The organism is Halomarinibacterium sedimenti, assembly GCF_019312585.1.
In the GTDB taxonomy this organism is placed as follows: domain Bacteria; phylum Bacteroidota; class Bacteroidia; order Flavobacteriales; family Flavobacteriaceae; genus Halomarinibacterium; species Halomarinibacterium sedimenti.
In genome coordinates this window covers 179,502-202,638 of record NZ_JAHWDP010000001.1, presented here as the reverse complement: position 1 = coordinate 202,638, position 23,137 = coordinate 179,502, and the positions used below count along the sequence as shown (strand labels likewise).

At 35.4% G+C, this 23,137-nt stretch carries 21 protein-coding genes; 8 read left to right on the top strand and 13 right to left on the bottom strand.

Annotated features, from left to right (window positions below; genetic code table 11):
• Window positions 1–10 precede the first annotated feature (10 nt).
• Entirely contained in the window at window positions 11–739 is a 729-nt protein-coding gene (locus KXJ69_RS01020) for a TrmH family RNA methyltransferase (protein ID WP_219050479.1), read from the top strand.
• Here the strand turns inward: KXJ69_RS01020 and porT are convergent.
• Together porT and ubiE are read right to left on the bottom strand one after the other, a co-directional pair.
• Window positions 726–1,433 carry a type IX secretion/gliding motility protein PorT/SprT gene (gene porT / locus KXJ69_RS01015; protein WP_219050478.1) on the bottom strand — a complete coding sequence of 236 codons (708 nt, stop codon included), beginning with the start codon at window positions 1,431–1,433 and terminating at the stop codon, window positions 726–728. The two genes, KXJ69_RS01020 and porT, sit on opposite strands and share 14 nt — an antisense overlap.
• A 2-nt stretch (window positions 1,434–1,435) precedes the next feature.
• On the bottom strand, window positions 1,436–2,167 hold the full coding sequence (ubiE, locus tag KXJ69_RS01010; protein ID WP_219050477.1) for a bifunctional demethylmenaquinone methyltransferase/2-methoxy-6-polyprenyl-1,4-benzoquinol methylase UbiE: 732 nt from the start codon (window positions 2,165–2,167) through the stop codon (window positions 1,436–1,438).
• A gap of 128 nt (window positions 2,168–2,295) precedes the next feature.
• On the opposite strand from ubiE, the gene trkA reads away from it, so the two are divergent.
• Together trkA and KXJ69_RS01000 are read left to right on the top strand one after the other, a co-directional pair.
• Entirely contained in the window at window positions 2,296–3,645 is a 1,350-nt protein-coding gene (gene trkA / locus KXJ69_RS01005) for a Trk system potassium transporter TrkA (protein ID WP_219050476.1), read from the top strand.
• Window positions 3,645–5,150 (top strand): TrkH family potassium uptake protein, encoded by a 1,506-nt coding sequence (locus tag KXJ69_RS01000; RefSeq protein WP_219050475.1) that lies wholly within the window; start codon window positions 3,645–3,647, stop codon window positions 5,148–5,150. Before trkA ends, KXJ69_RS01000 begins: the two co-directional genes overlap by 1 nt.
• 3 nt (window positions 5,151–5,153) lie before the next feature.
• Here KXJ69_RS01000 and KXJ69_RS00995 read toward each other — a convergent pair whose 3' ends face one another.
• Together KXJ69_RS00995 and purT are read right to left on the bottom strand one after the other, a co-directional pair.
• Window positions 5,154–5,963 (bottom strand): OmpA family protein, encoded by an 810-nt coding sequence (locus KXJ69_RS00995; RefSeq protein ID WP_219050474.1) that lies wholly within the window; start codon window positions 5,961–5,963, stop codon window positions 5,154–5,156.
• A 77-nt stretch (window positions 5,964–6,040) separates the two neighbouring features.
• Entirely contained in the window at window positions 6,041–7,204 is a 1,164-nt protein-coding gene (gene purT, locus KXJ69_RS00990; protein ID WP_219050473.1) for a formate-dependent phosphoribosylglycinamide formyltransferase, read from the bottom strand.
• A 219-nt stretch (window positions 7,205–7,423) separates the two neighbouring features.
• Here purT and KXJ69_RS00985 point away from each other — a divergent pair, with 219 nt between their 5' ends.
• Window positions 7,424–8,227 (top strand): T9SS type A sorting domain-containing protein, encoded by an 804-nt coding sequence (locus KXJ69_RS00985; protein ID WP_219050472.1) that lies wholly within the window; start codon window positions 7,424–7,426, stop codon window positions 8,225–8,227.
• Window positions 8,228–8,275: 48 nt separating this feature from the next.
• Here the strand turns inward: KXJ69_RS00985 and KXJ69_RS00980 are convergent, their stop codons facing one another.
• A complete protein-coding gene (locus KXJ69_RS00980) occupies window positions 8,276–9,463 on the bottom strand; it encodes a pyridoxal phosphate-dependent aminotransferase (RefSeq protein WP_219050471.1) in 1,188 nt (395 codons plus the stop codon).
• A gap of 6 nt (window positions 9,464–9,469) precedes the next feature.
• Window positions 9,470–10,429, bottom strand: a complete 960-nt coding sequence (locus tag KXJ69_RS00975; RefSeq protein WP_255571140.1) for a fatty acid desaturase family protein — start codon at window positions 10,427–10,429, stop codon at window positions 9,470–9,472.
• 266 nt (window positions 10,430–10,695) lie between these two features.
• Here KXJ69_RS00975 and rsmG point away from each other — a divergent pair, with 266 nt between their 5' ends.
• Window positions 10,696–11,331, top strand: coding sequence for a 16S rRNA (guanine(527)-N(7))-methyltransferase RsmG (gene rsmG, locus KXJ69_RS00970; RefSeq protein WP_219050469.1), 636 nt, complete (start codon window positions 10,696–10,698; stop codon window positions 11,329–11,331).
• Between the two features lie 47 nt (window positions 11,332–11,378).
• On the opposite strand, the gene KXJ69_RS00965 is transcribed toward rsmG, so the two are convergent.
• On the bottom strand, window positions 11,379–13,043 hold the full coding sequence (locus tag KXJ69_RS00965) for a T9SS type A sorting domain-containing protein (RefSeq protein ID WP_219050468.1): 1,665 nt from the start codon (window positions 13,041–13,043) through the stop codon (window positions 11,379–11,381).
• A 255-nt stretch (window positions 13,044–13,298) separates the two neighbouring features.
• Here KXJ69_RS00965 and KXJ69_RS00960 point away from each other — a divergent pair, with 255 nt between their 5' ends.
• Window positions 13,299–14,012: a T9SS type A sorting domain-containing protein gene (locus KXJ69_RS00960; RefSeq protein ID WP_219050467.1), complete on the top strand. Its 714-nt coding sequence runs from the start codon at window positions 13,299–13,301 to the stop codon at window positions 14,010–14,012.
• A gap of 67 nt (window positions 14,013–14,079) precedes the next feature.
• Here the strand turns inward: KXJ69_RS00960 and KXJ69_RS00955 are convergent, their stop codons facing one another.
• Both KXJ69_RS00955 and KXJ69_RS00950 read right to left on the bottom strand, forming a co-directional pair.
• Window positions 14,080–15,726: a DUF6029 family protein gene (locus KXJ69_RS00955; protein WP_219050466.1), complete on the bottom strand. Its 1,647-nt coding sequence runs from the start codon at window positions 15,724–15,726 to the stop codon at window positions 14,080–14,082.
• Between the two features lie 25 nt (window positions 15,727–15,751).
• On the bottom strand, window positions 15,752–16,234 hold the full coding sequence (locus KXJ69_RS00950) for a TlpA family protein disulfide reductase (RefSeq protein ID WP_219050465.1): 483 nt from the start codon (window positions 16,232–16,234) through the stop codon (window positions 15,752–15,754).
• A 176-nt stretch (window positions 16,235–16,410) separates the two neighbouring features.
• Here KXJ69_RS00950 and KXJ69_RS00945 point away from each other — a divergent pair, with 176 nt between their 5' ends.
• Window positions 16,411–17,460: an Omp28-related outer membrane protein gene (locus KXJ69_RS00945; protein ID WP_219050464.1), complete on the top strand. Its 1,050-nt coding sequence runs from the start codon at window positions 16,411–16,413 to the stop codon at window positions 17,458–17,460.
• Window positions 17,461–17,525: 65 nt separating this feature from the next.
• On the opposite strand, the gene pruA is transcribed toward KXJ69_RS00945, so the two are convergent.
• A complete protein-coding gene (gene pruA / locus KXJ69_RS00940) occupies window positions 17,526–19,151 on the bottom strand; it encodes an L-glutamate gamma-semialdehyde dehydrogenase (protein ID WP_219050463.1) in 1,626 nt (541 codons plus the stop codon).
• A 145-nt stretch (window positions 19,152–19,296) separates the two neighbouring features.
• On the opposite strand from pruA, the gene KXJ69_RS00935 reads away from it, so the two are divergent.
• Window positions 19,297–20,289: a DUF6695 family protein gene (locus KXJ69_RS00935; RefSeq protein ID WP_219050462.1), complete on the top strand. Its 993-nt coding sequence runs from the start codon at window positions 19,297–19,299 to the stop codon at window positions 20,287–20,289.
• On the opposite strand, the gene apaG is transcribed toward KXJ69_RS00935, so the two are convergent.
• From apaG to KXJ69_RS00920, 3 genes are read right to left on the bottom strand one after another with little or no spacing between them, the layout of a single operon-like run.
• Window positions 20,279–20,659 carry a Co2+/Mg2+ efflux facilitator ApaG/CorD gene (gene apaG / locus KXJ69_RS00930; protein ID WP_219050461.1) on the bottom strand — a complete coding sequence of 127 codons (381 nt, stop codon included), beginning with the start codon at window positions 20,657–20,659 and terminating at the stop codon, window positions 20,279–20,281. The genes KXJ69_RS00935 and apaG overlap by 11 nt on opposite strands.
• Entirely contained in the window at window positions 20,660–21,820 is a 1,161-nt protein-coding gene (locus KXJ69_RS00925) for a DUF3667 domain-containing protein (RefSeq protein WP_219050460.1), read from the bottom strand. It abuts the gene before it with no gap.
• Window positions 21,821–21,878: 58 nt separating this feature from the next.
• Window positions 21,879–23,132, bottom strand: coding sequence for a type IX secretion system plug protein (locus KXJ69_RS00920; RefSeq protein ID WP_219050459.1), 1,254 nt, complete (start codon window positions 23,130–23,132; stop codon window positions 21,879–21,881).
• Window positions 23,133–23,137 lie beyond the last annotated feature (5 nt).

Here is a 23,137-nt window from a genome sequence, read left to right as displayed (position 1 = left end):
TAGGATAATTTTGATAAGCAAAAGCGAAATTAAATTAATAACGAGTCTACAACAAAAAAAGTACCGAAATAAACACGGACTTTTTATCGCTGAAGGGGAAAAGATTATATCAGACTTGATTTCTGGTGGTGTAAAACTACATGCACTCTTTGCCACTGAAGATGTTTCTGAAATTTATGAAGACTATCAAACCATTTCCGAAACCGAATTAAAAAAAATAAGTGCTTTAAAAAACGCTAATGGCGTATTAGCCGTTTTTGAGATTCCAGATGAAACACCTATTAAAACGGAAGGATTGCAAGTGGTGTTAGATTCGGTTCGGGATCCTGGAAATTTAGGAACTATTATTAGACTTTGTGATTGGTTTGGCATTTCTCAACTAATTTGTTCTTTGGATACCGTAGATTGCTATAATCCTAAAGTGGTGCAAGCCACCATGGGTTCTATTGCTAGAGTTTCGGTATTATATACAGATTTAAAACCTATTTTGAAGGAAACAGAATTGCCCATTTATACGGCTGTAATGGAAGGAAGGAATGTATATTCAGAAGTGTTGCCAAAAAATGCTTTGTTGGTAATGGGGAATGAAGCCAATGGGGTTTCCGAAGAAATACTTCAGCTTGCAACACATAAAATTACAATACCCAATTTCAGTAAAAATAATGTCGCCGAAAGCTTAAACGTAGCCACGGCTACAGGAATTTTGTTAAGTGAATTCCGAAGAACTACTGAAACGTAAAGTTTAAGAAAATACCACGGGTAGACATTTGATCGATATTCGAAGTCCACGGACTATTGGGATCATCGTCACGCACCAATTCGTCACTTGTTGCAAATACACCACGTATAGAAGGTGTAAATTTGAAATAAAATAAGTACAAGTCGATTCCAAAACCTAATTCGAAATAGTTTGTTCCTCGAGTCATTCTAAATTGTCCTTCGTTATTGTCCTCCGGATTTTTTTCATTACTACCCAAATTGATAGACCTAGACATTCCCACCACTACAAATGGCTTAATATTATTTAGTCTTTTGGTAGAAACTTTAAGCAATAAAGGAACGTGAATGTAAGTAGACTTAACTTCTCTAAAATAATCAAGCTCTTCTTCAAAACCTGGAAAAATTAAATTGCGTTGGGTAAAATATATTCCTGGTTCCAACCGAAGATTCATATATCTATTAATCCGCATATCTCCAATTAGCCCAACATTAAAACCTAACTGGCTTTCAACTTCAATATCTGTGTCTAAGTCGGTGTTTTGGTTGGCATACTCAAACTTAAAATCGTATTGATTAAAACCCAAAAAGTATCCCCAAGTAAGAAATCTGTTGTCGAAAGTTTCTAGGTTGGCAAGACGTTCTTTGCTAAACAATTGCGCGTTCATATGTTGCGCAAAAAGGCACAATGCTAATAGTAAAAATAGTTTCTTCATAATCATTTAGACGCCAAATAAATGGTAGCTACTCCTAAGGTTTGTGGCTTATTTTCCACCTCTATAAACCCAATTTTTCTTAAAATATTGTTTAGTTTTTCGCCGTGAGGAAAAACGGAAGCACTTTCGCTTAAATAACGATAGGCTACTCTATCTTTCGAAAAAACTTTCCCAATAATAGGTAAAATTCCTTTACTGTAAATATGATAACCCTGCTTCCAGGGAAATTTTGTGGGCACCGAAGTTTCTAAAATCACAAAAATACCACCAGGCGAAAGCACCCTATATATTTCTGAAAGTCCTTTGTTTAAATCTTCAAAATTCCGAATTCCAAAAGAAACCGTGATGGCATCAAAGCTATTGTCTTCAAATGGTAAGTTTTCACTATCTCCTTTTATAAAATCTACTTTCGTGTTTGAAGGTTTTTTTAATGCTTTCTTTTTTGCAATGGAAAGCATGCCCTCAGATAAATCAAGGCCAACAATTCTTTCGGCTTCAGTTTTCTGTGCAAATTGCAGGGCCAAATCACCAGTTCCTGTGGCAATATCTAGAATGGATTTTGGATTTTTCTGTTTGACAAATTTGACCACTTTTTTTCGCCAGGAAACATCCGTTCCTAAAGAGATTACACGATTTAAACCGTCGTATTCTTCAGAAATGGTATCGAACATTTGTTCAACTTGTTCCTTTTTATTCAAAGAAGATTCTTGATATGGGGTCACTTTTTTTTCCATAAATACGGTTGCAAAACTACTATTTTTTAATGGAATGATACCATGTAGTTGATTTTAAATGACGGTCTTAAAATCCATTAGGATACTTCTTTTTTGTACCTTTGTACTCTTATTGCACATTCATTTATATGAAAATTATTATTGCCGGTGCCGGTGAGGTAGGATTTCATTTAGCAAAGCTACTTTCTTTTGAGTCGCAAGACATCACCCTAATAGATACCAACAGAGATTCTCTAGCGTATGCAGATACCCATTTGGATATTCGTGTAATTCGCGGGGATGCAACATCTATCAATGTTTTAAAAGACGCTCAGGTAGATCGAACCGATTTGGTTATTGGCGTTACTTCCAGCGAAACGACCAATATTACATGTTGTGTATTGGCAAAGCAATTGGGAGCAAAGCAAACCATTGCTCGAATTTCGAATACAGAATTTTTGGATAACAAAGATGAAGTAGGGTTTACCAAGTTTGGAATTGATGAATTAATTTCTCCAGAAGCGCTTGCCTCTAATGAAATTGAATTGCTGCTCAATCAAAGTGCCTTTAATGACACTTATAAATTTGAAGATGGTGCCCTAACCATGATTGGCTTATATTTAAGCCGAACGGCTGCTTTTGTTGGAAAAACAGTACGAGAAGTAGGGTTGCAATATCCAGAATTAAACTATGTACCCATTGCCATACAGAGGTATGGAACTCAGTATACCTTAATTCCGAGAGGGGATACACAATTTAAAGAAGGAGATCAAGTCTATTTTACTACCACCGAAGAAGGTGTAGATTATATCTACAAACTATCTGGTAAAATAAAAGAAGACATAAAAAATGTCATGATTTTAGGAGGTAGTAATATAGGTTGCAAAACAGCTATTGACCTTTGTAAAAGTAAGTTTAATGTAAAACTTATTGAAAACAATAAAGAAAAGGCTTTTGAAATAGCCGACGATATCCCGAATTGTTTGGTGATTAATGGAGATGGTAGAAATGTTGAATTGCTTCAAGAAGAATCTATTTCTGAAATGGATGCTTTTATTTCGGTAACGGGGAATAGTGAAATCAACATTATGTCATGCCTCGTTGCAAAATCCAAAGGGGTTAAAAAAACGATGGCATTGGTTGAAAATATGGATTATTTCCAGCTTTCACATTCTATAGGCATTGATACGTTAATCAATAAAAAACTGTTGGCGGCAAATCATATTTTTAGATACGTTCGAAAAGGTGAAATTGTAGCCATGACCCGATTGAACAACATGAATGCCGAGCTTTTGGAATTTGTGGTTTCTCCTACTTCTCAAGTTTGTGATAAATTGATTAAAGAAATTAATTTCCCGCGATCTGCCATTATTGGTGGGGTGATTAGAAATGGAGAAGGGATGATTGCACTTGGAGATTTTAAAATTCAAAGTGGTGACCGAATTGTAGTGTGTTGTCTTCCACAATCCATCAAAAAAGTGGAAAATCTCTTTACGTAATGAGTGTCTTATCCAGAATAAACTTCCGAATTATTTTTCATCTCATGGGGCTCCTGTTTATGGTAAATGGAGGCTTTATGTTGTTATCGGCACTCGTGAGTTTACTATATGAGGATGGTGTATTTACTGAAATGATTTATGCAGCATTGGTTGCCATTTTCGCAGGGGGAATTATTATGTTGGCAACTCGCAACCATAGAAAGGAAATTCAGAAGAAGGAAGGGTACATCGTGGTTACTTTTGGTTGGATTTTTATGGCGCTAGTTGGAACACTTCCTTATGTATTTACAGGTGCCATTCCAAGTTTTACCAATGCCTTTTTTGAAACCATGAGTGGTTATACAACAACTGGGGCTTCTATATTAAATGATATTGAGATTATTCCCAAAGGGGTGCTTTTTTGGAGAAGCATTACACATTGGATTGGTGGGATGGGGATTATTGTACTTGCTATCGCAATTTTACCTTTATTGGGAATAGGAGGGATGCAGCTTTTTGCGGCTGAAGCTCCAGGTCCTGGCGGGGATAAACTTCATCCAAGAATTACTGATACTGCAAAGCGATTGTGGCTTATATATGTTGGATATACTTTGGCGGAAACTTTATTACTGTGGATAGCTGGAATGTCCTTTTTTGATGCTATAAATCATTCACTTAGCACCTTAAGCACAGGAGGTTTTTCAACTAAAAATGCTAGTGTAGCCTATTGGAACTCACAACCCATCATTCAATATATCATTATTGTATTTATGTTTTTGGCAGGAACTAATTTTGTGCTCAGTTATTTTGCCTTTAAAACTAAATTTCAGAAAATTCTAAAGGACGAAGAATTTAAATTATATGTTTCTTTTATAGTGGGTTTAACACTTGTAGCTGCGTTATTTATTTATATTTATGCAAATCACGAAATGGCTGCCATACAAGACCCTATGGTTTTAGGTCCGCTAGAATATGCCTTTAGACATGGGTTGTTTCAAGTATTGGCCATAGTGACTACTACGGGTTTTGTCTCTGCCGATTTTACTACCTGGACTCCTTTTTTAACGATATTCTTTTTCGGACTCATGTTTTTAGGGGGCTCGGCAGGATCAACTGCGGGAGGTATTAAGGTCGTTAGGCATCTAATTATGATTAAAAATGGAATTCTAGAATTTAAAAGGACACTTCACCCAAACGCGATTTTGCCTGTTCGATATAATAATAAAGCCGTGCAACAACCCATTGTATTTAATGTGTTAGCCTTTTTTATTTTATACATGCTATCCTTTATTGTGGGGGTTTTAGTATTTTCATTATTAGGTTTAAACTTTGAAACATCATTAGGGGGAGCAGCTTCTACTCTTGGAAATGTAGGGCCCGCACTGGGAGATTTAGGGCCTGTTCAAAATTATAGTGGTTTGCCTCCTGCGGCCAAATGGTGGTCAAGTTTTTTAATGCTAATAGGGAGGCTAGAGCTATTTACCGTATTAATATTATTTACCCCGTTTTTTTGGAGAAATAGATAGCGTTTAGTCAACACTTGTAATTTCAATTTCTACCCTCCGGTCAAATTCATCCCCTTTTCCCGTGGGATATCGATAAGCCATTCCTATATAGCGCATTCGTCTTTTATCGATGCCGTGCTTTGCTAAGTAATTGTACAAGGATTGCGCTCTAGCTTCTGACAGGTTATCCTTTCCCGTGCGCACGTTCTTTAAATCTATATAACGCCGTTCATCATCTCCACAGCAAATATGACCAATGAGTTTAAACTTTACTTTGGGGTGTTTTTTCAGAAAAGAAACGAGTTCTTCTAAGGCTTCTTTACTTTCATCCATAATGACATCTCTGTCGGGATAAAACATAATTCCTTGTAATGTTACTTTATCTCCTTTTTTGGGTATAACTAAATTTACAATAGAAGGTTGTGCCTCCTCAACCATAGGTAATTCCATAATTTCGCCAGCTACCGGAATATGGTCTGTCTTTAGGTGAATCAAGATGTCCACCCGACGATTATTTGCTGTTTCGCCATCCAGTTGTCCTAAACCTTGGCTAGAGATGATGGTAAAATCGCGTAATTCCTTTTTTACATTTTCGGCCCTTTTTCTGGAGAGCTCCATATTATACCCTTCTTCGCCAACACTATTGGTGTAGCCTTTAATGTGTATATCGAAAAGCGATTTATTCTCTAAACTCCTTAAACTATCAATTAGCTGAAAGTGTTCTGGGGTAAGTTCGTATTTGTCATTTTCGTAAAACAAAGAGAACTTTTTTTCGGTTTCTTGAGCCGAAGCATAGCAAGAGATAAATAATAAAATATATCCAATAACCTTCATAAGATGTATGGCTTACAATCCATTAAAATTACTGAGAAAGATTGAGATATCGATTTTTTTATCGAAATTCTGAAGAATTACAAATTGACTTTCACCTTTTTAACTAGTTCTTTGGCACGCTGTGTCACCTTTTCCACATCGCCATTAACCGAATCGTAAGTGACTACAACGCCCATTCTTCGATAAGGTCTGGAACTGGGTTTTCCAAATATTCTGAAATCACTTTTTGGCGCGGATGCTATTTCGGATATCCCATCATAGGTAGGGTTTTGAGAATGCCCATTTGCAAGAATTACTGCTGATGCGCCAATTCGTTCTTGTGTTATTTCAGGAATAGGAAGGCTCAAAATGGCACGAAGGTGTAACTCAAATTCGTTAAAGTTTTGCGTATTGGCTAATGTAACCATCCCTGTATCATGAGGTCTTGGAGATAATTCTGAAAAATAAACCCCGTCATCTCCTACAAAAAATTCGACTCCCCAAATACCTGCTCCTCCAAGGGCTCCGGTTACTTTAGCTGCCATATCTTGAGCTTCTTGTAGGTGTTTCGCCTCCATAGTAGCGGGTTGCCAACTTTCTTGGTAATCGCCTCGCTCTTGTCTATGTCCAATAGGTGGGCAAAATAGGGTAGCACCGTTATTTTGAGTGACTGTCAATAAGGTTATTTCGTAGTTGAAGTTTACAAAAGCTTCTACAATCACTTCTGCCACATCGCCTCGGGAACCTTCTTGGGAGTAGTTCCAGGCTTTTTCAATGTCGCTTTCAGATGCAATGGTGCTTTGTCCTTTTCCGCTGGAAGACATTAAAGGTTTTACCACACACGGTATTCCAATTTCAGAAACGGCTTGTTTTAGTTTGGAAGCTGAGGTTGCATACCGATACGTTACTGTTTTTAAACTCAATTCTTTGGCAGCCAGATCGCGAATGGCTTTTCTATTCATAGTATAATTTGCCGCCTTTGCAGAAGGTACAACTGTATAGCCTTGCTTTTCGTAGTCGTAAAACCGTTCGGTACGAATTGCTTCAATTTCTGGAATAATAAAATCGGGTTGGTGTTTTTCTACAATAGCATCCAATGCCTTGCCATCGAGCATATTTATGACTTCAAATGCATGAGCCACTTGCATAGCAGGAGCATTAGGGTAGCTGTCCACTGCAATCACGGTTTGTCCAATACGTTGTGCGGCGATGACGAATTCTTTACCTAATTCACCCGATCCAAGTAATAGTATTTTTGACATTTTAAGAGTATTTAAACTTCCTGAACGAAAATAGACTAATAAAAAGCCAAATTCAAAAAAATAAATAAATATCCTATTTAAAAAGTGGGGTACCTTTATTTAAAAGAGGTTCAAGAGCAAAACGTTCTAAAAGCCCATTTTACAAGGAATTAACGTGTAAATTTGTTTTATTTTTAAACTTTTTATTAGTAGGTTTATCCAACTTTAAACAAACCAATTATGAAAAAATTATTACTTTTTTATGGAGTTTTCTCCATTAGCTTTTTGGGTTTCTCCCAAGTTCAAAATTACAATTTAAATGATGTTGTTGATGATTTTACTGTTACAGACACTGAAGGTGTCGTGCACAATCTTTATGAAATTACGGCTTCAGGTAAATACGTTTTTTTAGATTTCTTCTTTGATACTTGCCCTCCATGCCAACAGACACAGCCTATTTATAACGAGTTGCACGATAAATATGGATGTAATGAAGGTGATATTTTTGTGATTTCAATTAATAATGGAACTGATACCAATGCAGAAGTAATTGCATTTGAAAATCAATTTGGAGGACCATTTAATCATTCCCCAGCGGTTGGAATTGAAGGTGGCTGTGCCGCCGTAGATACAAATTTTGGTATTACTGCATATCCTACCTATTGTTTGATTAATCCAAATAACGAAATAATAAATTTAGATATTTGGCCAATTAATGATGTTGGTACTTATGAAGCAGCATTTCCTTCAGGATTTGAGCCAGAACCTATGGAATGTGGTATATTTTCCATTGAGGATACAAGCACTTCTGCAAATTTCTTGTTGTTTCCAAATCCAATTTCGAATTCACAAAAGTTAACGATTACGCTTGCTTCAGATTTACAGTCTGAGGTTAAAATTTACAGTATATTAGGGAAGGAAGTATATTCTAATACCTATGGTACAAAACAAATCGAAATACAGCATAATCTGAATGCTGGAACGTATTTTGTTTCGGTTGAAACTAGTTATGGCGTTACTAATAAAGGATTGATTGTTCGATAATTTATTACAACCTAAAAAAGGCCTTCAATTATTGAAGGCCTTTTTTATTTATGATAATGAAGTTTTAATTCGGCTCATGGCTTCTTTTATATTCTCTCCTGAAGCGGCATAGGAGATACGAATGCAATTTGGGTCGCCAAAGGCTTCACCTGTTACTGTGGCAACACCTGCCTCCTCCAAAAGAAAGATGGCAAAATCTTGCGCAGAATTAATGGTTTTTCCTTTTAAGGTCTTACCGAAGTAATACGAAATATCTGGGAACACATAAAAAGCACCTTCGGGCTCATTGGTTTTAAAGCCAGGAATTTCAGAAAGTAATCCTAAAATTAATTTTCTACGTTCTTTAAATGCATCCACCATATATTGAATTTTACTTGGCGGGTTTTCTAAGGCAGTAATGGTTGCTATTTGTGCAATACAATTAGCACCACTGGTTACTTGGCCCTGCATTTTATTACAAGCTCGTGCTATATATTCTGGAGCACCAATATATCCAATACGCCAACCCGTCATAGAATATGCTTTCGAAACACCATTGACGGTTACGGTACGATCGTACATATCTTCAAAAGCTGCCATAGAAACATGTTCACCTGTAAAATTGATATGTTCGTAGATTTCGTCACTTATAATGATAATGCTTGGGTATTTAACCAAAACATCTGCTAATGCTCTTAATTCCTTTCTGCTGTAAACAGATCCGCTTGGATTGCAAGGAGAGCTGTAAATCATCATTTTGGTTTTAGGTGTAATAGCTGCTTCCAACGCTTGCGGGGTGATTTTAAAATCGGTATCGATAGAGGCAGGAATCTCGACTGGAACTCCGCCAGCAACTTTGCTAATATCTGCATAACTCACCCAATAAGGAGCGGGGAGTAGTACCTCGTCTCCTTCATTTAATAATACTTGAGCAAGATTTGCTAGTGATTGTTTTGCACCTGTTGAGACTACAATTTGAGAAGGTTTATATACTAGATTGTTATCTCGCTTAAATTTGGTAATAATCGCTTGCTTTAATTCTCCGTAACCATCTACAGGGCTGTACGAATGATAATTATCTTTTATGGCTTTAATTCCAGCTTCTTTTACAAATTCTGGGATGGTAAAATCGGGTTCTCCTAAGCTAAGCCCAATAATATTTTTTCCTTGTTCTTTAAGCTCTCGTGCTTTGGCTGCCATGGCTAGGGTGGCAGACGTTGACATTTCGTTTACACGGTTGGAAAGTTTTGGATTCATATAGAATTAAGCAGATAATGCGGGTTTTGCCCCCATTTGTTTTAAATGTTGAAAATGTGCTATCACAGCTTTACGTGTGGTTTCGTATTCGTAGTAGGGTAGATTGAATTCTTTAGCTGTATTTCTTACTATTTTAGAAATTTTGGTATAATGAACATGGCTAATATTTGGGAAAATATGGTGCTCTACTTGATGGTTTAACCCTCCTGTAAACCAATTCATAATCGGATTTTTTGTGGAGAAATTTACCGTAGTAAAAAGCTGATGAATCGCCCAAGTATTTTTCATAGTTCCCGAAGGATCTGGTAAATAGGTATTTGCTTCTTCAACTACATGTGCAAGTTGAAAAACTACACTCAAGATAAGTCCAGCAACATAATGCATAATAAAAAACCCTATTAAGATTTTCCACCAAGCAATATTGAAGAATAGGATAGGGATAACTAACCAAATGATGGCATAAATAACTTTAGCAATAATAAGTGTGCTCCACTGCTTAAATGGTGTTGGAAGCTTTCCGTATGATAGCTTTTGATCTAAATAACGCTTGGTTTGTTTAAAGTCTGAAGTTAGAACCCAGTTAATCGTTAATAAGCCATATAAGAAAATACTATAGAAGTGCTGAAATTTATGCAAAGGATGCCATTTCATATGCTTTGAAAACCGCAAAATGCGACCTGCATCTAGGTCTTCATCATGTCCATGTATATTGGTGTACGTATGGTGTAACACATTATGTTGTACTTGCCAGTTGTATACATTTCCTGCGAGTATGTAAATGCTTCCTCCAAATATTTTATTCACCCATTTTTTTGAAGAATAGGCTCCGTGGTTAGCATCATGCATCACATTCATACCAACTCCTGCCATTCCTATCCCCATTATTACAGCCAGAATAAGCTGAACCCAACCGGGTAAATCAAATAGAAACAATAGAAAATACGGTGTTATATATAAAGCAAACATGACAAATGTTTTAACGTACAATCTCCAATTACCATTACGAGAAATATTATTTTCTTTGAAGTAATTGTTAACTCTTTTGTTTAGTGTACGGAAAAATTGCGCAGAATCTGTTCGGGAAAATTTTATAGATGAATGACTCACAATAAATTAGGTTTTCAAATAGGTTTATTACTAAGTTGGTAAAAATACATATCTAAAACGTAAATCCTATGCAGATTGTGCTAAATTTATGAATGAAATACTACTTTTGCTGTTCATAAATATTCATGGACCTACTTTTACACTATTTTCCAGACCTCACAGCGCTTCAAATTGAAAGATTTACAAAGCTTTATGATCTCTATAAAGATTGGAATCAAAAAATAAATGTAGTCTCTCGAAAAGATTTCGAGGAATTGTATTTACGTCACGTATTGCATTCGTTGGGAATAGCAAAAGTGGTTAGTTTTAAACCGGGTACAACCATTTTGGATGTTGGTACAGGAGGTGGTTTTCCCGGTATCCCGCTAGCAATCCTCTTTCCAGAGAGTCAATTTCACTTGGTGGATAGTATAGGAAAAAAAATTAAAGTAGTGGAAGCTGTTATAGAAGCTTTGGAGCTTGACAATGTTAAAGCTACCAACCAAAGAGCGGAGATGGTGCAAGGTAATTTTGATTTTATTGTAAGTAGAGCAGTGACGAAAATGGAAGAATTTGCTGGCTGGATAAAAAATAAAGTGGCAAAAAAGAACCGCCATGAATTAAAGAATGGAATTTTATATCTAAAGGGAGGAGACTTAAAAGAAGAACTAGCTCCTTTTCCTAAAGCTACCATTTTTGAACTGAAAAACTATTTTAAAGAAGACTTTTTTGAAACAAAAAGTGTGGTTCATCTTCCGTTAAAATTTAAAGGGAAAGCATAAAAAAACCCGAGCAGCGCTCGGGTTTTTGTTTAATTCAATAGTAAAAATTATTTTGAAATAATCAATCTTTCTACTTTCGATTGACCTTCTTTATCAATTTTTACGAAGTAAGTACCTATTTGTAGTTTTGAAACTTCAACTTCTTGTGTAAGGGCTATATTTTTCTTAGAATAAACCACCTTACCTAAAACATCATAGATTACAACGTTTGCATTTTCAGCATTTGCAATAGTAACGTTAGTTTTGGCAGGGTTTGGATATATCGCTATTCCGTCTAAAATGTTACCACCAATTCCTAAGAATCCTTCAGTAGAAAAGTTTGCAGATTCCCCAGCTCCATAATTACCACTTGATGAATAAATTACTTCATTATTTATGTCTAACAAGGCAACGGATCCTCCTCCGTTTCCGCCAGAATCGTATAAATTGAATACATAACAGTTACTTGGCATTGGGTAAATTTCATTAATTACCATATTGTTTCCGTAAGGACCTCCGCTTTCAACAACATCTCCATCTATATTTACAATTTCCCATGTACATTGTGCACCTTGATTATCTGTATTCAATACCAATCGAATTTCATTGGCAAAATCAAATGTTTGATTAAAACTTTGTGTAATTGTATTGTTAGTATTATCGTCGTCATTTTCTATGGTTACATTTACCGTATTTGCTACTTGAAGGTCATAAGAAATTGCAGGCAGCTCTATCGTTTCAGTTTGTAATGAAGTTAAATTTCCACTCCAATTATAAGTAGCAACAGTTCCAGAGTTAATTGAATAATCAATTGAAAGTGATGTAACAGGGTTTTCTCCTGTATTTTGAATTTCGATAATTGGCGCTAAATCAATACCACATTGATTTGGAATTTCTTGTATTAATTTTGCTGTTACATCATTTTGAAATTCAAAATTTGAATAGGTAGGGTACGTTCCATTACCGCTAATAATCTCTGCGTTGTCCTCAGTCATAAAAACAACTAGTTCAAGATCTTCAATATTAATTGGAACACCATTATGATCCGGGGGAATTGTCATTGTATAGGTTCTATCAATAAAAGTTCCTGAAGTAGTTGGAGTTACATCATCTCCCCATTGACCAGTTACCATATCTAAAAGTCTATGCATGTGTACGTATTCATTCCCCATATTACCACCCGTTTGAGGGCCTAAGGTGTTGTTTTGAAGTAAAGCAACGTTTAGTTTGTTTGTTCCAACAGGGCTATTAGCTGTGTAATAAGCTTCTACGTGCACAGTAATTTCATTTGTTTGTACATCTATATCTGCTTCCATTGCCAAGTTTACATAAGAACTTTGGGCTAGTATTTGATTTGCAGAACTTGTCCATGCGGTTCTACTTAATACATAAGCTCCATTAAATTGATGGCGGTTTATCATACCAGATGGGTAAAAGTTAGCGCCAAAAAAAGCTCTAATTCCGTTACCTTCAGCGGTTCTAAAGTCTGGCTGATTTCCATTGGGAGCAGCAAAACCACCAGCGTGAATATTTACTAGGAATACATTCCCTGGATTGTTGTTTTGAATGTTTCTAGCAATAGCGTGACCGTCTGGGCAAAACACACAATTAATACCTGTAAATTCTTCAAGTATTACTTTTTTGTTTTCTGGTGTTGTGGATACAATGGTTTGCGCAAATGCAGTAGATGCTATTAATAGGAAAGCAACACTACCAAGTAATTTTTTTAACATAACGAGGAATTTTTAGTTTCTAAAATGGGTTTATCTTTCAAATATAAAATAATAATTCATTCATGATTTACTTTTTTTATATAATTTCCGTTCTATAATCCCTATCAATTTAATGGGATAGCTTATGTATAGTGAGATGATTTTCAAAACCTTAACCTAATCAAATATTACCAAAAAGCTTTCTACTATATTTTTCTTTTTTTAGAAATGGAATTTATATCTTGCAAGATATTTTAACTCTAATTTTATTAAAAAATGAAAAAATTACTAACTCTTTTTTGTGCGTTTGCTACTATTACAGCTGTTGCACAATTTAATGTAGAATCTCATGCTGGAGACCCTATTTTAGATGGTCAAATGATTATTGCGGGTGCATTAAATAATCCACTTCCTTTTTATGTTAATAATGAATCTACTACAGATGAAATTTACATGAAATGCGAATTTGTAAGTGCAGTAAACTATGATGGTGTAGACATGCAATTGTGTTTTGGTCTTTGTTATGATCCAGTGGCTGTTGGGGATATTTACCCTCCAGGTAGTGAAGTAGTAACTATTCAACCAGGTCAGCATCAAGATTCAGATGGAGATAAGTTCTTAAATTATAATGATGGTGGTGGAAATATTATTGATTACGTATTCCGTTTTTTCCAAGTAGATGCTGGTGGGGTTGAAATAGGTGATGATTTAACTTTCACCTATCGCTATGATCCTGCTCTTGGAGTTAATGATAACAAAGAAGTAAAAGCAAATATTACCAATACAGTTGTTCGTGATGTACTTACTATTGAAGCTATTGAAGAAGCTTCTGTTGTAATTTACGATATACGCGGTCGTGCTGTTTCAAATCAAAAATTGATTATTGGAACTAATACCATAAATGTTGCTAATTTGCCTTCACAAGTGTATTTAGTGCAAATGACAAACGATAAAGGTTTTTCACAAGCTGTTAAGATTGTAAAGAATTAATCTTTAAAACATTCGACTATAAAAAAAGCCCGAAGTTTTCACATCGGGCTTTTTTTATGTCTTTTTTTTAGAAATTCACCGAAAGATTTGCGCTAAACCCATTGTTTTCGGGAACAAATCTACAAACACCTCCCACACAAATTAATCCACCTCTTTGGCGGCCATAATTCATTCCTAGGCGAGTTCTACCTTTGGTATAGCTTCCGCCGAAGTTGTAGTAATGCAACTCTCCTTCGCCTCCGTAGTTCCAAGCGTCAGCTACGTAAAGTGAAAAATGAGAGTTAAAATTATATTCCGCAACACCACCTGCCCAATTTTTTCGGTCTTGTTGTGTCCATAAATGTTGACCTGCAACACGTAAAGACTTACTGCCTTCAAATTTTACCGTTCCTTCTGCAACCACAACATTGGCTTCAATATCGTTTGGACCACCTAAAGGTCCTCCCAAAACAACCCCTTTATCTGCCATCACATTTTGGTAGGTTAGTACAGAACTAAAACTTGATGACCAACGGTTTTTAATTTCAAAATTAATATCTCTGAAATAGTTATTTCCTTTTCCAATAAACTCCACATCATAAGAAAAATCATCATAAAAAGTGGTTTCTAAACCTCCCCAATATGAAAAGTTTGCGGCAACTTTTGTGCTGTATTTTCCAAAGAAACTTTCTTTGGGAAATGTAAAGTAAATGTCGGTTTGTGTTCCTACTTCACCAGCGCGTTGCTCCAATGCGTCGGTTAATAACCTTGGTTGAGAATTATAAACGTAAATGTTGGTTAACAAATAATCCTGTTGCTTTGTTAGTGCAGGCACAAAATTTATAAGTTGTTGGTTAAATTGATTTCCTTCTGCCAATCTATCTGCATAAAAGCTGAAGTTTTCTAACCTTCGGAAAGTAGAATTAATCCCAAAACCTTTTTGAGAATAACCTAAGTTAACCTGAAGAGCGGTTCCATCATATAATCTATTCGAAACTAGCACTCCCTCATTGGCAATAACATCACTATCTTTTACAATACCTTCAAATCCTCCATAAAAATTACCAACACCCCAATCCAATCTTCCACCATAAGCTGCAACGGTACTTGGAATTTCTTCATTAGTACCTCTGTCTTGATAACGTGACACATAACTAGCTCCAATTCGTAAGTCAACACTTCCTAATTCGGCAGCAGAGCCTATATCGAAGTTGGCATCTAAACCACTAATGGTTCCATCAGACACTTCAAAACCATTTCGTTGCTGTCCAAATAGTGCGGTTAAACTTAAATCTTGTAATGGATCAAATTTAATTCGCACTCCTCTAATAGCGGTATTAATACCTAGTTGTCTGTCTTCCCAGCTTCTTAAGATAAGTCCGTTTCCAAATTGTTCGTAAAAATATCCTCCTGTGATATCTAAGGTTTCATTTTTGAAGTTTAAAAAATAATTCGCAACTCCATTGTTTGCGTCAAAATCTGGGCTAAATCCTAATAAAGCCGAAGGGAGATAGGATTCATATTGTATGCCTGCGGTAAATTTTCCGTAATTATAATTTAATTGAAGATAATTATTTGCGCGAAATTGATCTTCAGGTGCTACAAAGCTTAGTCCGTTATCGTCTAAAAGCCATTGCGAATTAGACTCAAAACCACCAAAAAAGCTACCTTTTTCGTCTTGTGCAAATGTTAAGCCAGTTGCCATGAGTATGGCAATGATTAAAAACTTTTTCATTTAGTTTGGTTGTTAGTGTGTTTATTTATTTAGAAAACTCCTTGATTTTTTCGTACAATTCGTTTTCTGCACCAGGACTATATCCCGAATGTCGATAGACAATTTTTCCATCCTTTACTAAAACGGTTAAAGGTACAGTGGCAGCACCTAAAGCTCGTTTTACATCATTATTGGTATCTAATAGTATTGTGTAATCCCAACCTTTCCCATTAATTAATGGTTTAACTCTTTTTACAGTTCGGCTATCATCTACAGAAACAGCAATTAAGGAAACATTGGTTTCATCTTTCCAATCGTCATAGACTTCGCTAATAGCATCCAGTTCTTTTAAACATGGTACGCACCACGTTGCCCATAAAGAAATGACAACCGGGGAATCACTTTTTGAAGCTTTTTGTAAAGAAATGGTAGTCCCATCCAAAGTAGTAACGTTCACGTTTGGAAGTTCATCTTGAGAAAAAGCCTGAAGCGAAATTGCCAAGAAGGTAAGGGCGAGAATTTTTTTCATTGTGTTATGATGTTTAAAATGTTGGAACAATATTAGTGAAATTTTACTAGAAAAACCTAATTTTTTAATACTCTACTAACTCGATATAGTATTGATTTTATTGGGATTATCAGGTTTTTCAAAAAAAATAATTACTTTAGCATTTACAAAAAATATGCCCTTTTTATAAATATGTTATGAAAAAATCTCTTTTAAAATTTCCAGTCTTAATACTTATTGTCACTATTGTTTTTATTTCCTGTAGCAAAAAAGAAGATTTCTCAGCCGAAGAACAACAACAAACTGAAGAGATTGAAATAGGTCTTACCTTCAGAAAATCTTCTTTGAAAGATCAAGAAATCGCTTTTAAAGTATTCGATTCAGAAGGGACTGAAATTACCGAAAATATTACCTTTTTTGTTGATGGAGCAGTTTTAGAAGGAAATACGTTTCAATCTAATGCCGAAGGAAGTTTTGAAGTTTATGCAGAATACACTGTGGAAGACCAAACCGTTGTTACAGATACTGAAACTTTTACGGTTGTAACTCCTAAAAGAAAAATTGTTCTTGAGGATTATACTGGGACTTGGTGTGGTTATTGCCCCAGTCTAGATGCGGCAATTAATTCTGTAGCGCAACAAACAAATCATATTAGTGTTGTCGCTATTCATAATAATGACGATTTAGCGTTAGCAATTGAGCCAACAATTAGACAAGAGTTTGGCGTGTTTGGATTTCCTTCGGGACGCATAAATAGAACCACAACTTGGGGGTCTGCACTTAATTTTCCTGAAGATCAAGTATTAGATATTGCAGGAGAAAATGTAAATACGGCTATTAGTATAGATTCTAAAGTGGAAAATGGAAACTTATTTGTTGAAGTAAATGTAGCTTCTGAAGCTTCACTTCAAGATAGAAAATTAGTGGTGTACCTTGTAGAAGATGGTATAATAAGAGATCAAACCAACTACTTTAATAATGACTCAAATAGTCCCTATTATCAGTTAGGCGATCCAATTATAGATTTTGAATTAAATCATGTATTACGTGCTGCTATAAGTGATGTGTTTGGAGATGTCATTCCTAATACGGCAGAACTTACAGACTATACAGCGAATTACAATTATAACTTGCCTAGTGATTTTGTTGTTGAAAACTTAAGCTTAGTGGTTATGGTTGTTGATATGGACAATAGTGCAATTAACTCCCAACATGCTCACGTAGGTGAAAGCATTTTTTACGAATAGGAAATAAAATAAAATAAAAAAGCCTGAATAAACATTCAGGCTTTTTTTATGAATTAAAAATAAGCTTATCCTAAAAACGGATAGCGATAATCTGTTGGCGATACAAAAGTTTCCTTTACCATTCTTGGTGAAAGCCACCTGTAAAGATTTAATTTACTACCTGCCTTGTCATTAGTTCCACTTGCTCTAGCACCACCAAAAGGTTGTTGTCCAACAACGGCTCCTGTTGGCTTATCATTGATATAGAAATTTCCAGCGGCATTTTCAAGAATTCTAACGGCTGTTTCTAAGGCATATCTATCTTCACTAAAGACAGCGCCAGTTAAAGCATATTCGCTCGTTTCATCTACAAGGTGAAGGGTTTCTTCCCATGCATTGTCTTCAAACACATAAATAGTTACCACAGGGCCAAAAAGCTCTGTACACATCGTAGCGTATTTTGGGTTGTTGGTTTTGATTACGGTAGGCTCGATAAAATATCCTTTGGATTTATCATAATTACCTCCTGCAATAATTTCGGCATCGTTATCTTTTTTAGCTTGATTGATATAGCTTGCTAATTTATCAAATGATCCTTCATGAATGACGGCAGTTATAAAATTGCTCATATCCTCTGGAGAACCCATTTTAAAGGAAGCTACATCCTCCTTAAGGAATTTTTCAACATCCTTCCAAATACTTTTAGAAATATAACAACGACTAGCTGCGCTACATTTCTGTCCTTGGAATTCGAATGCTCCTCTAGCAATGGCCGTAGCTACTTGCTTGGGATTGGATGTTTTATGTGCTACAATAAAGTCTTTTCCACCTGTTTCTCCTACAATTCTTGGATAGGTTTTGTAATTGTGAATGTTGGTTCCAATTTTTTGCCAAATATCTTTAAATACATGTGTAGAACCGGTAAAATGAATACCACTAAAGTCCGGACTTGCTAGTAAGGTATCTGTAATCATTACAGGATCACCCATCACTACATTTATCACACCAGCAGGCACTCCTGCTTCTTTAAATACATCCATGATTACTTTGGCAGAATATATTTGGCTGTCACTTGGTTTCCAGACAACTACATTACCTAACATCGCAGCACTTGCTGGTAGATTGGCTGCAATGGCCGTAAAATTGAACGGTGTAATGGCATAGATAAATCCCTCCAAAGGACGGTATTCTAGCCTATTCCAAGCATCCGAAGTGGATTCTGGTTGCTCTGCATAAATTTCAGTCATAAACTGAACATTGAATCGGAGGAAGTCTATTAATTCGCAAGCCGCATCAATTTCCGCTTGATGAATGGTCTTTGACTGAGCTAACATCGTAGCCGCATTAATTTTGGCACGATAAGGACCCGCAAGGAGTTCGGCAGCGCGTAAAAAGATAGCGGCACGTTGCTCCCAAGGCATCACAGACCATTTTTTTCTAGCTTCTAAAGCAGTGCTAATGGCTTCTTCTACATGCTTTTTTTCGGCTTTGTGATAGGTTCCCAAAACATGTTTATGATCATGTGGCGGAGACATAGTTCCCGTATCACCCGTTTTAATATCTATTCCGTTAATGTATAAAGGCACTTCAACAGTGCTATTGTACATTTTTTTATATGTTTCTGAAACTTCTTTACGTTCTGCACTGCCCGGAGCATAGCTTTTAACAGGCTCATTTACAGCTACAGGAACTTCAAAAAATCCTTTTCCCATGGGTTTGTTTTTATATGTTTATAATATTCGGCAAAGGTAGCAAAATAAAAGGGTATGCAGAAGTAACCTTTGTTACGTTTCCAAAGAAATTGAGAGATGAGATTTATTGTAATTCTTTTTGTATGTTCACAACATATTTTGCCTATTGAAAACAACTGGAAAAATAGTAGTACTTGCGTATCCCGACACCTTTGTGAAAATGAGTGACGAATGGATTTGTAAATTTTTACCATTGGTAGGATTAGGGACAAAAGATTATATTAAAGCAGGTCATGCGGCTCAAATTTTAATTAACACTGAAAATGGAGAAGCCTACTATTATGATTTTGGGCGTTATATTACTCCAAATGGTTTTGGACGGGTTCGTAGTGCTAAAACAGATGCCGAATTAGAAATTCCGTTTGCTATAGAATTCGACGCTCATCAAAAAATTGTCAATTTAGATCAATTGCTATTGTGGTTGGAAGCCAATCCTCAAAAAACGCATGGTGAGGGTAGGCTTTTAGCTTCGGTGTGTGAGCCTATAGATTTTGAAAAAGCAAAATCCTATGCAGATTCGCTTCAAAATATGGGAAGTATACCGTATGGAGCATTTGATAAAAAAGGGAGTAACTGCGCTCGTTTTGTGACTGAAACTATTTTGGCTGGAACTTCCGAAAAAAGAATTCAGAAGGCATTGGCATTCAATAAAAAATTTACTCCTAGTGGTATAGGAAATGTTGAAAAGGCAGGTTTAGGAAAAGTTTTTGAAGTTTTAAATGGAATTGTAAAACCTTTTGAAGGAAGTGCTTTTAAAGAAAACCTGAAGAATTATTTTCATAAAAAGAAATCGACAGAGGCAGAAAGGGCTACTTTTTTTAAAGTTCACGAAAATCTTCAAAAGTTGGAGGGTATTGGAAGTAGTGCCTATTTTGAAGTATTAGATGAAAAAACGCTTCCAGAAAATCATTTTCGAATAAAACGGTATAACGAATTGTTGCAAGAAGATTTTGACGGAGTCTATTACTCTGAAGATTTTGATATTAATAAGCCTTTTCAGTTTACCTACGATTCACATTGCGCTTTTTGTCATGTGCTACAGGATGATAAGAAAATGGAATTGAAAGTAGTTGCTAAGTTTGATACTTTTAATTCATAGCAAAGGGAGCATTCAATTTAAAGAGAGGAATGGTAACTTCAATCTCACTAAAAGGCGTTTTCATTTTGTAATAGCCTTGCATACTTCCAAAAGGAGATACCAAAACGCAACCGCTATTATATTGGTGCTTTCCGCCAGGTTCAATAATAGGTTGTTCGCCTATAACACCTTCGCCTTCCACAGTTTCGGTTTCGTTTAAGGCATCCTTTATAAGCCAAAATCGAGAATTTAATTGAACAGAGTGCTGACTTTGGTTTTCGATAAGTACTTCATACGAAAAAGCGTATTGCTTTTTCTGGTCACTGTAGAAAGAACCTTCAAAATATGTTTCTACCGAAACTTTAATATTATGTGTTACTTGTTGTACCATTTAATAGGTTGCTGCAGTTATGGCAAAAAACAAAATTGCAATGATGGTGACACTTACATTGAAAACAATATTTAAAAATAAGAATTTTATAATTGTAATAAACCTATTCTGCATGTAAAAATTACGAAGGGCTTTGTAAAAGTAAATTGGGCCAATAATCATAAATAATATTCCGGTTAATATCTCATCACCAATTAATAAATCTGGGAGAAGAAGGATAAGCATTCCAAGAAATACGAAGCCAAAAATGTGGAAGATAAATATTAAATGTTCCATGTAACTGTATTTCTTTTTGGAATAAATAAGCCAAAGGAAAAGCGCAAAAAATGGAGCAAAAAAGAAAAGGAAAAAGGGGATTTTACCAAGCATATAATTGGCAAAGCCAAAAGGATTTTCTTTGACCCTATCAATAGAAGAGTTTTTACTGTAGAGCCATCTATTGAATTGAGTATTATTATGTTTTAAGCTATCTAGGGCTCTTGCGGGATTGGCAATATCGTATTCTGTATAAAAATCTCTGTACAATGAAAATCGTTTTCCCAAACGATCACTAAAAGACATACTGTCTAATTCTGCTTCGGAATAATAGGTAATTTCTTTGGGCTCTTTAGGTTTAATAGGGAGCGTTCTTTTTTCTTTATCCAGTGTGTCTTCTTCAGAAATTAAGTTTTCTTTTTTGGTGTCTAAAGAATCATGAATGATGACCTCTTGATTTGGTATATTGAGATTGCCTAAAGTTACAACGCTATCATTTTTAATGACAACTGGAGTGTCATTATTTAAATTAACAAAAGGATTGTAACTCGAAAAAGTTGTGATAAGACTTTGTAGTAAAAAGTAAATGATAGAAACACTTAAAAAAAACCGAAATGGATTGGCATATTTCAACCGTTGCCCACCAACATAATTTTTGGTAATTGTTCCTGGCTTAAAAAGGATGTCTTTTAATGTATATCGTAAACGTGAATCATAGTTTACAATACTGCTAAAAAACTCTTTAATATAATCTCCAAGAGACAATTTTTTCGTCGAATTTATTTGTCCGCAGTAGGAGCAATATACATCGCTTAAATCTAGTGGATGACTACAGTTAAGGCATTTAACACCGCGATATTTAGCGGCTTTTCTCCCAGTTTGCTTTTCTGGTAAAGTATTGCTCATAGGGTAAATTTAAGGAAACTTCCTTAATGTAGTTATCCTATCCTTTTACATTATAAGATTAATTGTTCGTGATAATAGTAGAATTAGACTTCCCCATGCCTATAATTTTGTCATAACGCTGCCCAGGTCCGCGATAATACACCAAAACAGTATAGTCATTTTCAGTTTGCCAAAAATTACCGTCGATAGCACCTTGGTCAATACTTCCATCACGGTCTACTAAAACATATCTGTAATTGTAGAATCCTTGCTTAAAAAGTCGGGTATTTCTAAAGGTATCTGTTTCTTCATCATAGCGCATATAGGTGCTTTCGTCAATGGTCCAATTATTAAAATTACCATAAATATGAAGTTCTTTGTCGCCAATGTCTTCGTAGTATTGTAGCGCAAAATGCATTCGTATATATTCGGCTTCAATATCACTATTTTCTGCACTAAATTGCCGTACAACAAAGTTTCCATTTATGTCTGGATAATAGGTGTAGGGCCTGTCGGCTCGAGAAATATTCGTATATAAATAATGCTCAAAAAGATCGGAAAGTTCAATTCTTCTTATTCCATTGTTAGCGGCCCGAGCTTCTTTACTATCGAAATTGTAAAACTCATTACCTGCCCAAAATGAAGATTCTTGGTCGTAGCGATAAATTAATTCAGACCCCATGGTATATTGAGGTTTTAAATTAGTAATCGCCGTTTTTAAGTTACTATTTTGAAGTACTAATGTGTGTAAACTTTGGTTAGGATTGATAAGCAATTGATCTTTAGAGTTTATACTAAATTGTACCGTTTGTTTAGTGTCTATATATTTTAAATTTCGGGATCTTTTAATTTCAACCCCTACAGCAACCTGTTCTTCCACCACCATAAATTTTCTAGTAAAAATTAGAACACCATCGTCATTATAGATACTAAGTAAATAATTACCGCTTTTGGTAACCCCACGTGTTTCTCTATTTGGAAATGAAAGAATGTAATGAGAATAGAGTTGAAGGGAATTTAATGAATTTTCATACGTTTCAATTCTCACGTCATCAAAGCCATCAAGATATTCTCCTTTGGAGAGGTCGCTTTTACTCCAATCGAAATTGTGATGGGTTATTTTATAGTAATAATCTTCTTCATTTCCATTGATATCATCGAAAGTGAGGGTTAAACGCTCACCCAATCTTATAATGGGCAACTGACTTTGTTGTGTGTTTCCTGTAAATTGAATAGTACGAATGTAATACGGCTCAATTTTTTCAAATATTTGCGACTTTACATTGGTTATAAAGCTAATAGTGAATAACACTAGAAGTGTTTTTTGAAGCATATTGC

Coding starts and splice junctions, on each gene's coding strand:
- porT (WP_219050478.1), bottom strand. CDS start 1,433: ATGAAGAAACTATTTTTACTATTAGCATTGTGCCTTTTTGCGCAACAT.
- ubiE (WP_219050477.1), bottom strand. CDS start 2,167: ATGGAAAAAAAAGTGACCCCATATCAAGAATCTTCTTTGAATAAAAAG.
- trkA (WP_219050476.1), top strand. CDS start 2,296: ATGAAAATTATTATTGCCGGTGCCGGTGAGGTAGGATTTCATTTAGCA.
- KXJ69_RS01000 (WP_219050475.1), top strand. CDS start 3,645: ATGAGTGTCTTATCCAGAATAAACTTCCGAATTATTTTTCATCTCATG.
- KXJ69_RS00995 (WP_219050474.1), bottom strand. CDS start 5,963: ATGAAGGTTATTGGATATATTTTATTATTTATCTCTTGCTATGCTTCG.
- purT (WP_219050473.1), bottom strand. CDS start 7,204: ATGTCAAAAATACTATTACTTGGATCGGGTGAATTAGGTAAAGAATTC.
- KXJ69_RS00985 (WP_219050472.1), top strand. CDS start 7,424: ATGAAAAAATTATTACTTTTTTATGGAGTTTTCTCCATTAGCTTTTTG.
- KXJ69_RS00980 (WP_219050471.1), bottom strand. CDS start 9,463: ATGAATCCAAAACTTTCCAACCGTGTAAACGAAATGTCAACGTCTGCC.
- KXJ69_RS00975 (WP_255571140.1), bottom strand. CDS start 10,429: ATGTTTGCTTTATATATAACACCGTATTTTCTATTGTTTCTATTTGAT.
- rsmG (WP_219050469.1), top strand. CDS start 10,696: ATGGACCTACTTTTACACTATTTTCCAGACCTCACAGCGCTTCAAATT.
- KXJ69_RS00965 (WP_219050468.1), bottom strand. CDS start 13,043: ATGTTAAAAAAATTACTTGGTAGTGTTGCTTTCCTATTAATAGCATCT.
- KXJ69_RS00960 (WP_219050467.1), top strand. CDS start 13,299: ATGAAAAAATTACTAACTCTTTTTTGTGCGTTTGCTACTATTACAGCT.
- KXJ69_RS00955 (WP_219050466.1), bottom strand. CDS start 15,726: ATGAAAAAGTTTTTAATCATTGCCATACTCATGGCAACTGGCTTAACA.
- KXJ69_RS00950 (WP_219050465.1), bottom strand. CDS start 16,234: ATGAAAAAAATTCTCGCCCTTACCTTCTTGGCAATTTCGCTTCAGGCT.
- KXJ69_RS00945 (WP_219050464.1), top strand. CDS start 16,411: ATGAAAAAATCTCTTTTAAAATTTCCAGTCTTAATACTTATTGTCACT.
- pruA (WP_219050463.1), bottom strand. CDS start 19,151: ATGGGAAAAGGATTTTTTGAAGTTCCTGTAGCTGTAAATGAGCCTGTT.
- apaG (WP_219050461.1), bottom strand. CDS start 20,659: ATGGTACAACAAGTAACACATAATATTAAAGTTTCGGTAGAAACATAT.
- KXJ69_RS00925 (WP_219050460.1), bottom strand. CDS start 21,820: ATGAGCAATACTTTACCAGAAAAGCAAACTGGGAGAAAAGCCGCTAAA.
- KXJ69_RS00920 (WP_219050459.1), bottom strand. CDS start 23,132: ATGCTTCAAAAAACACTTCTAGTGTTATTCACTATTAGCTTTATAACC.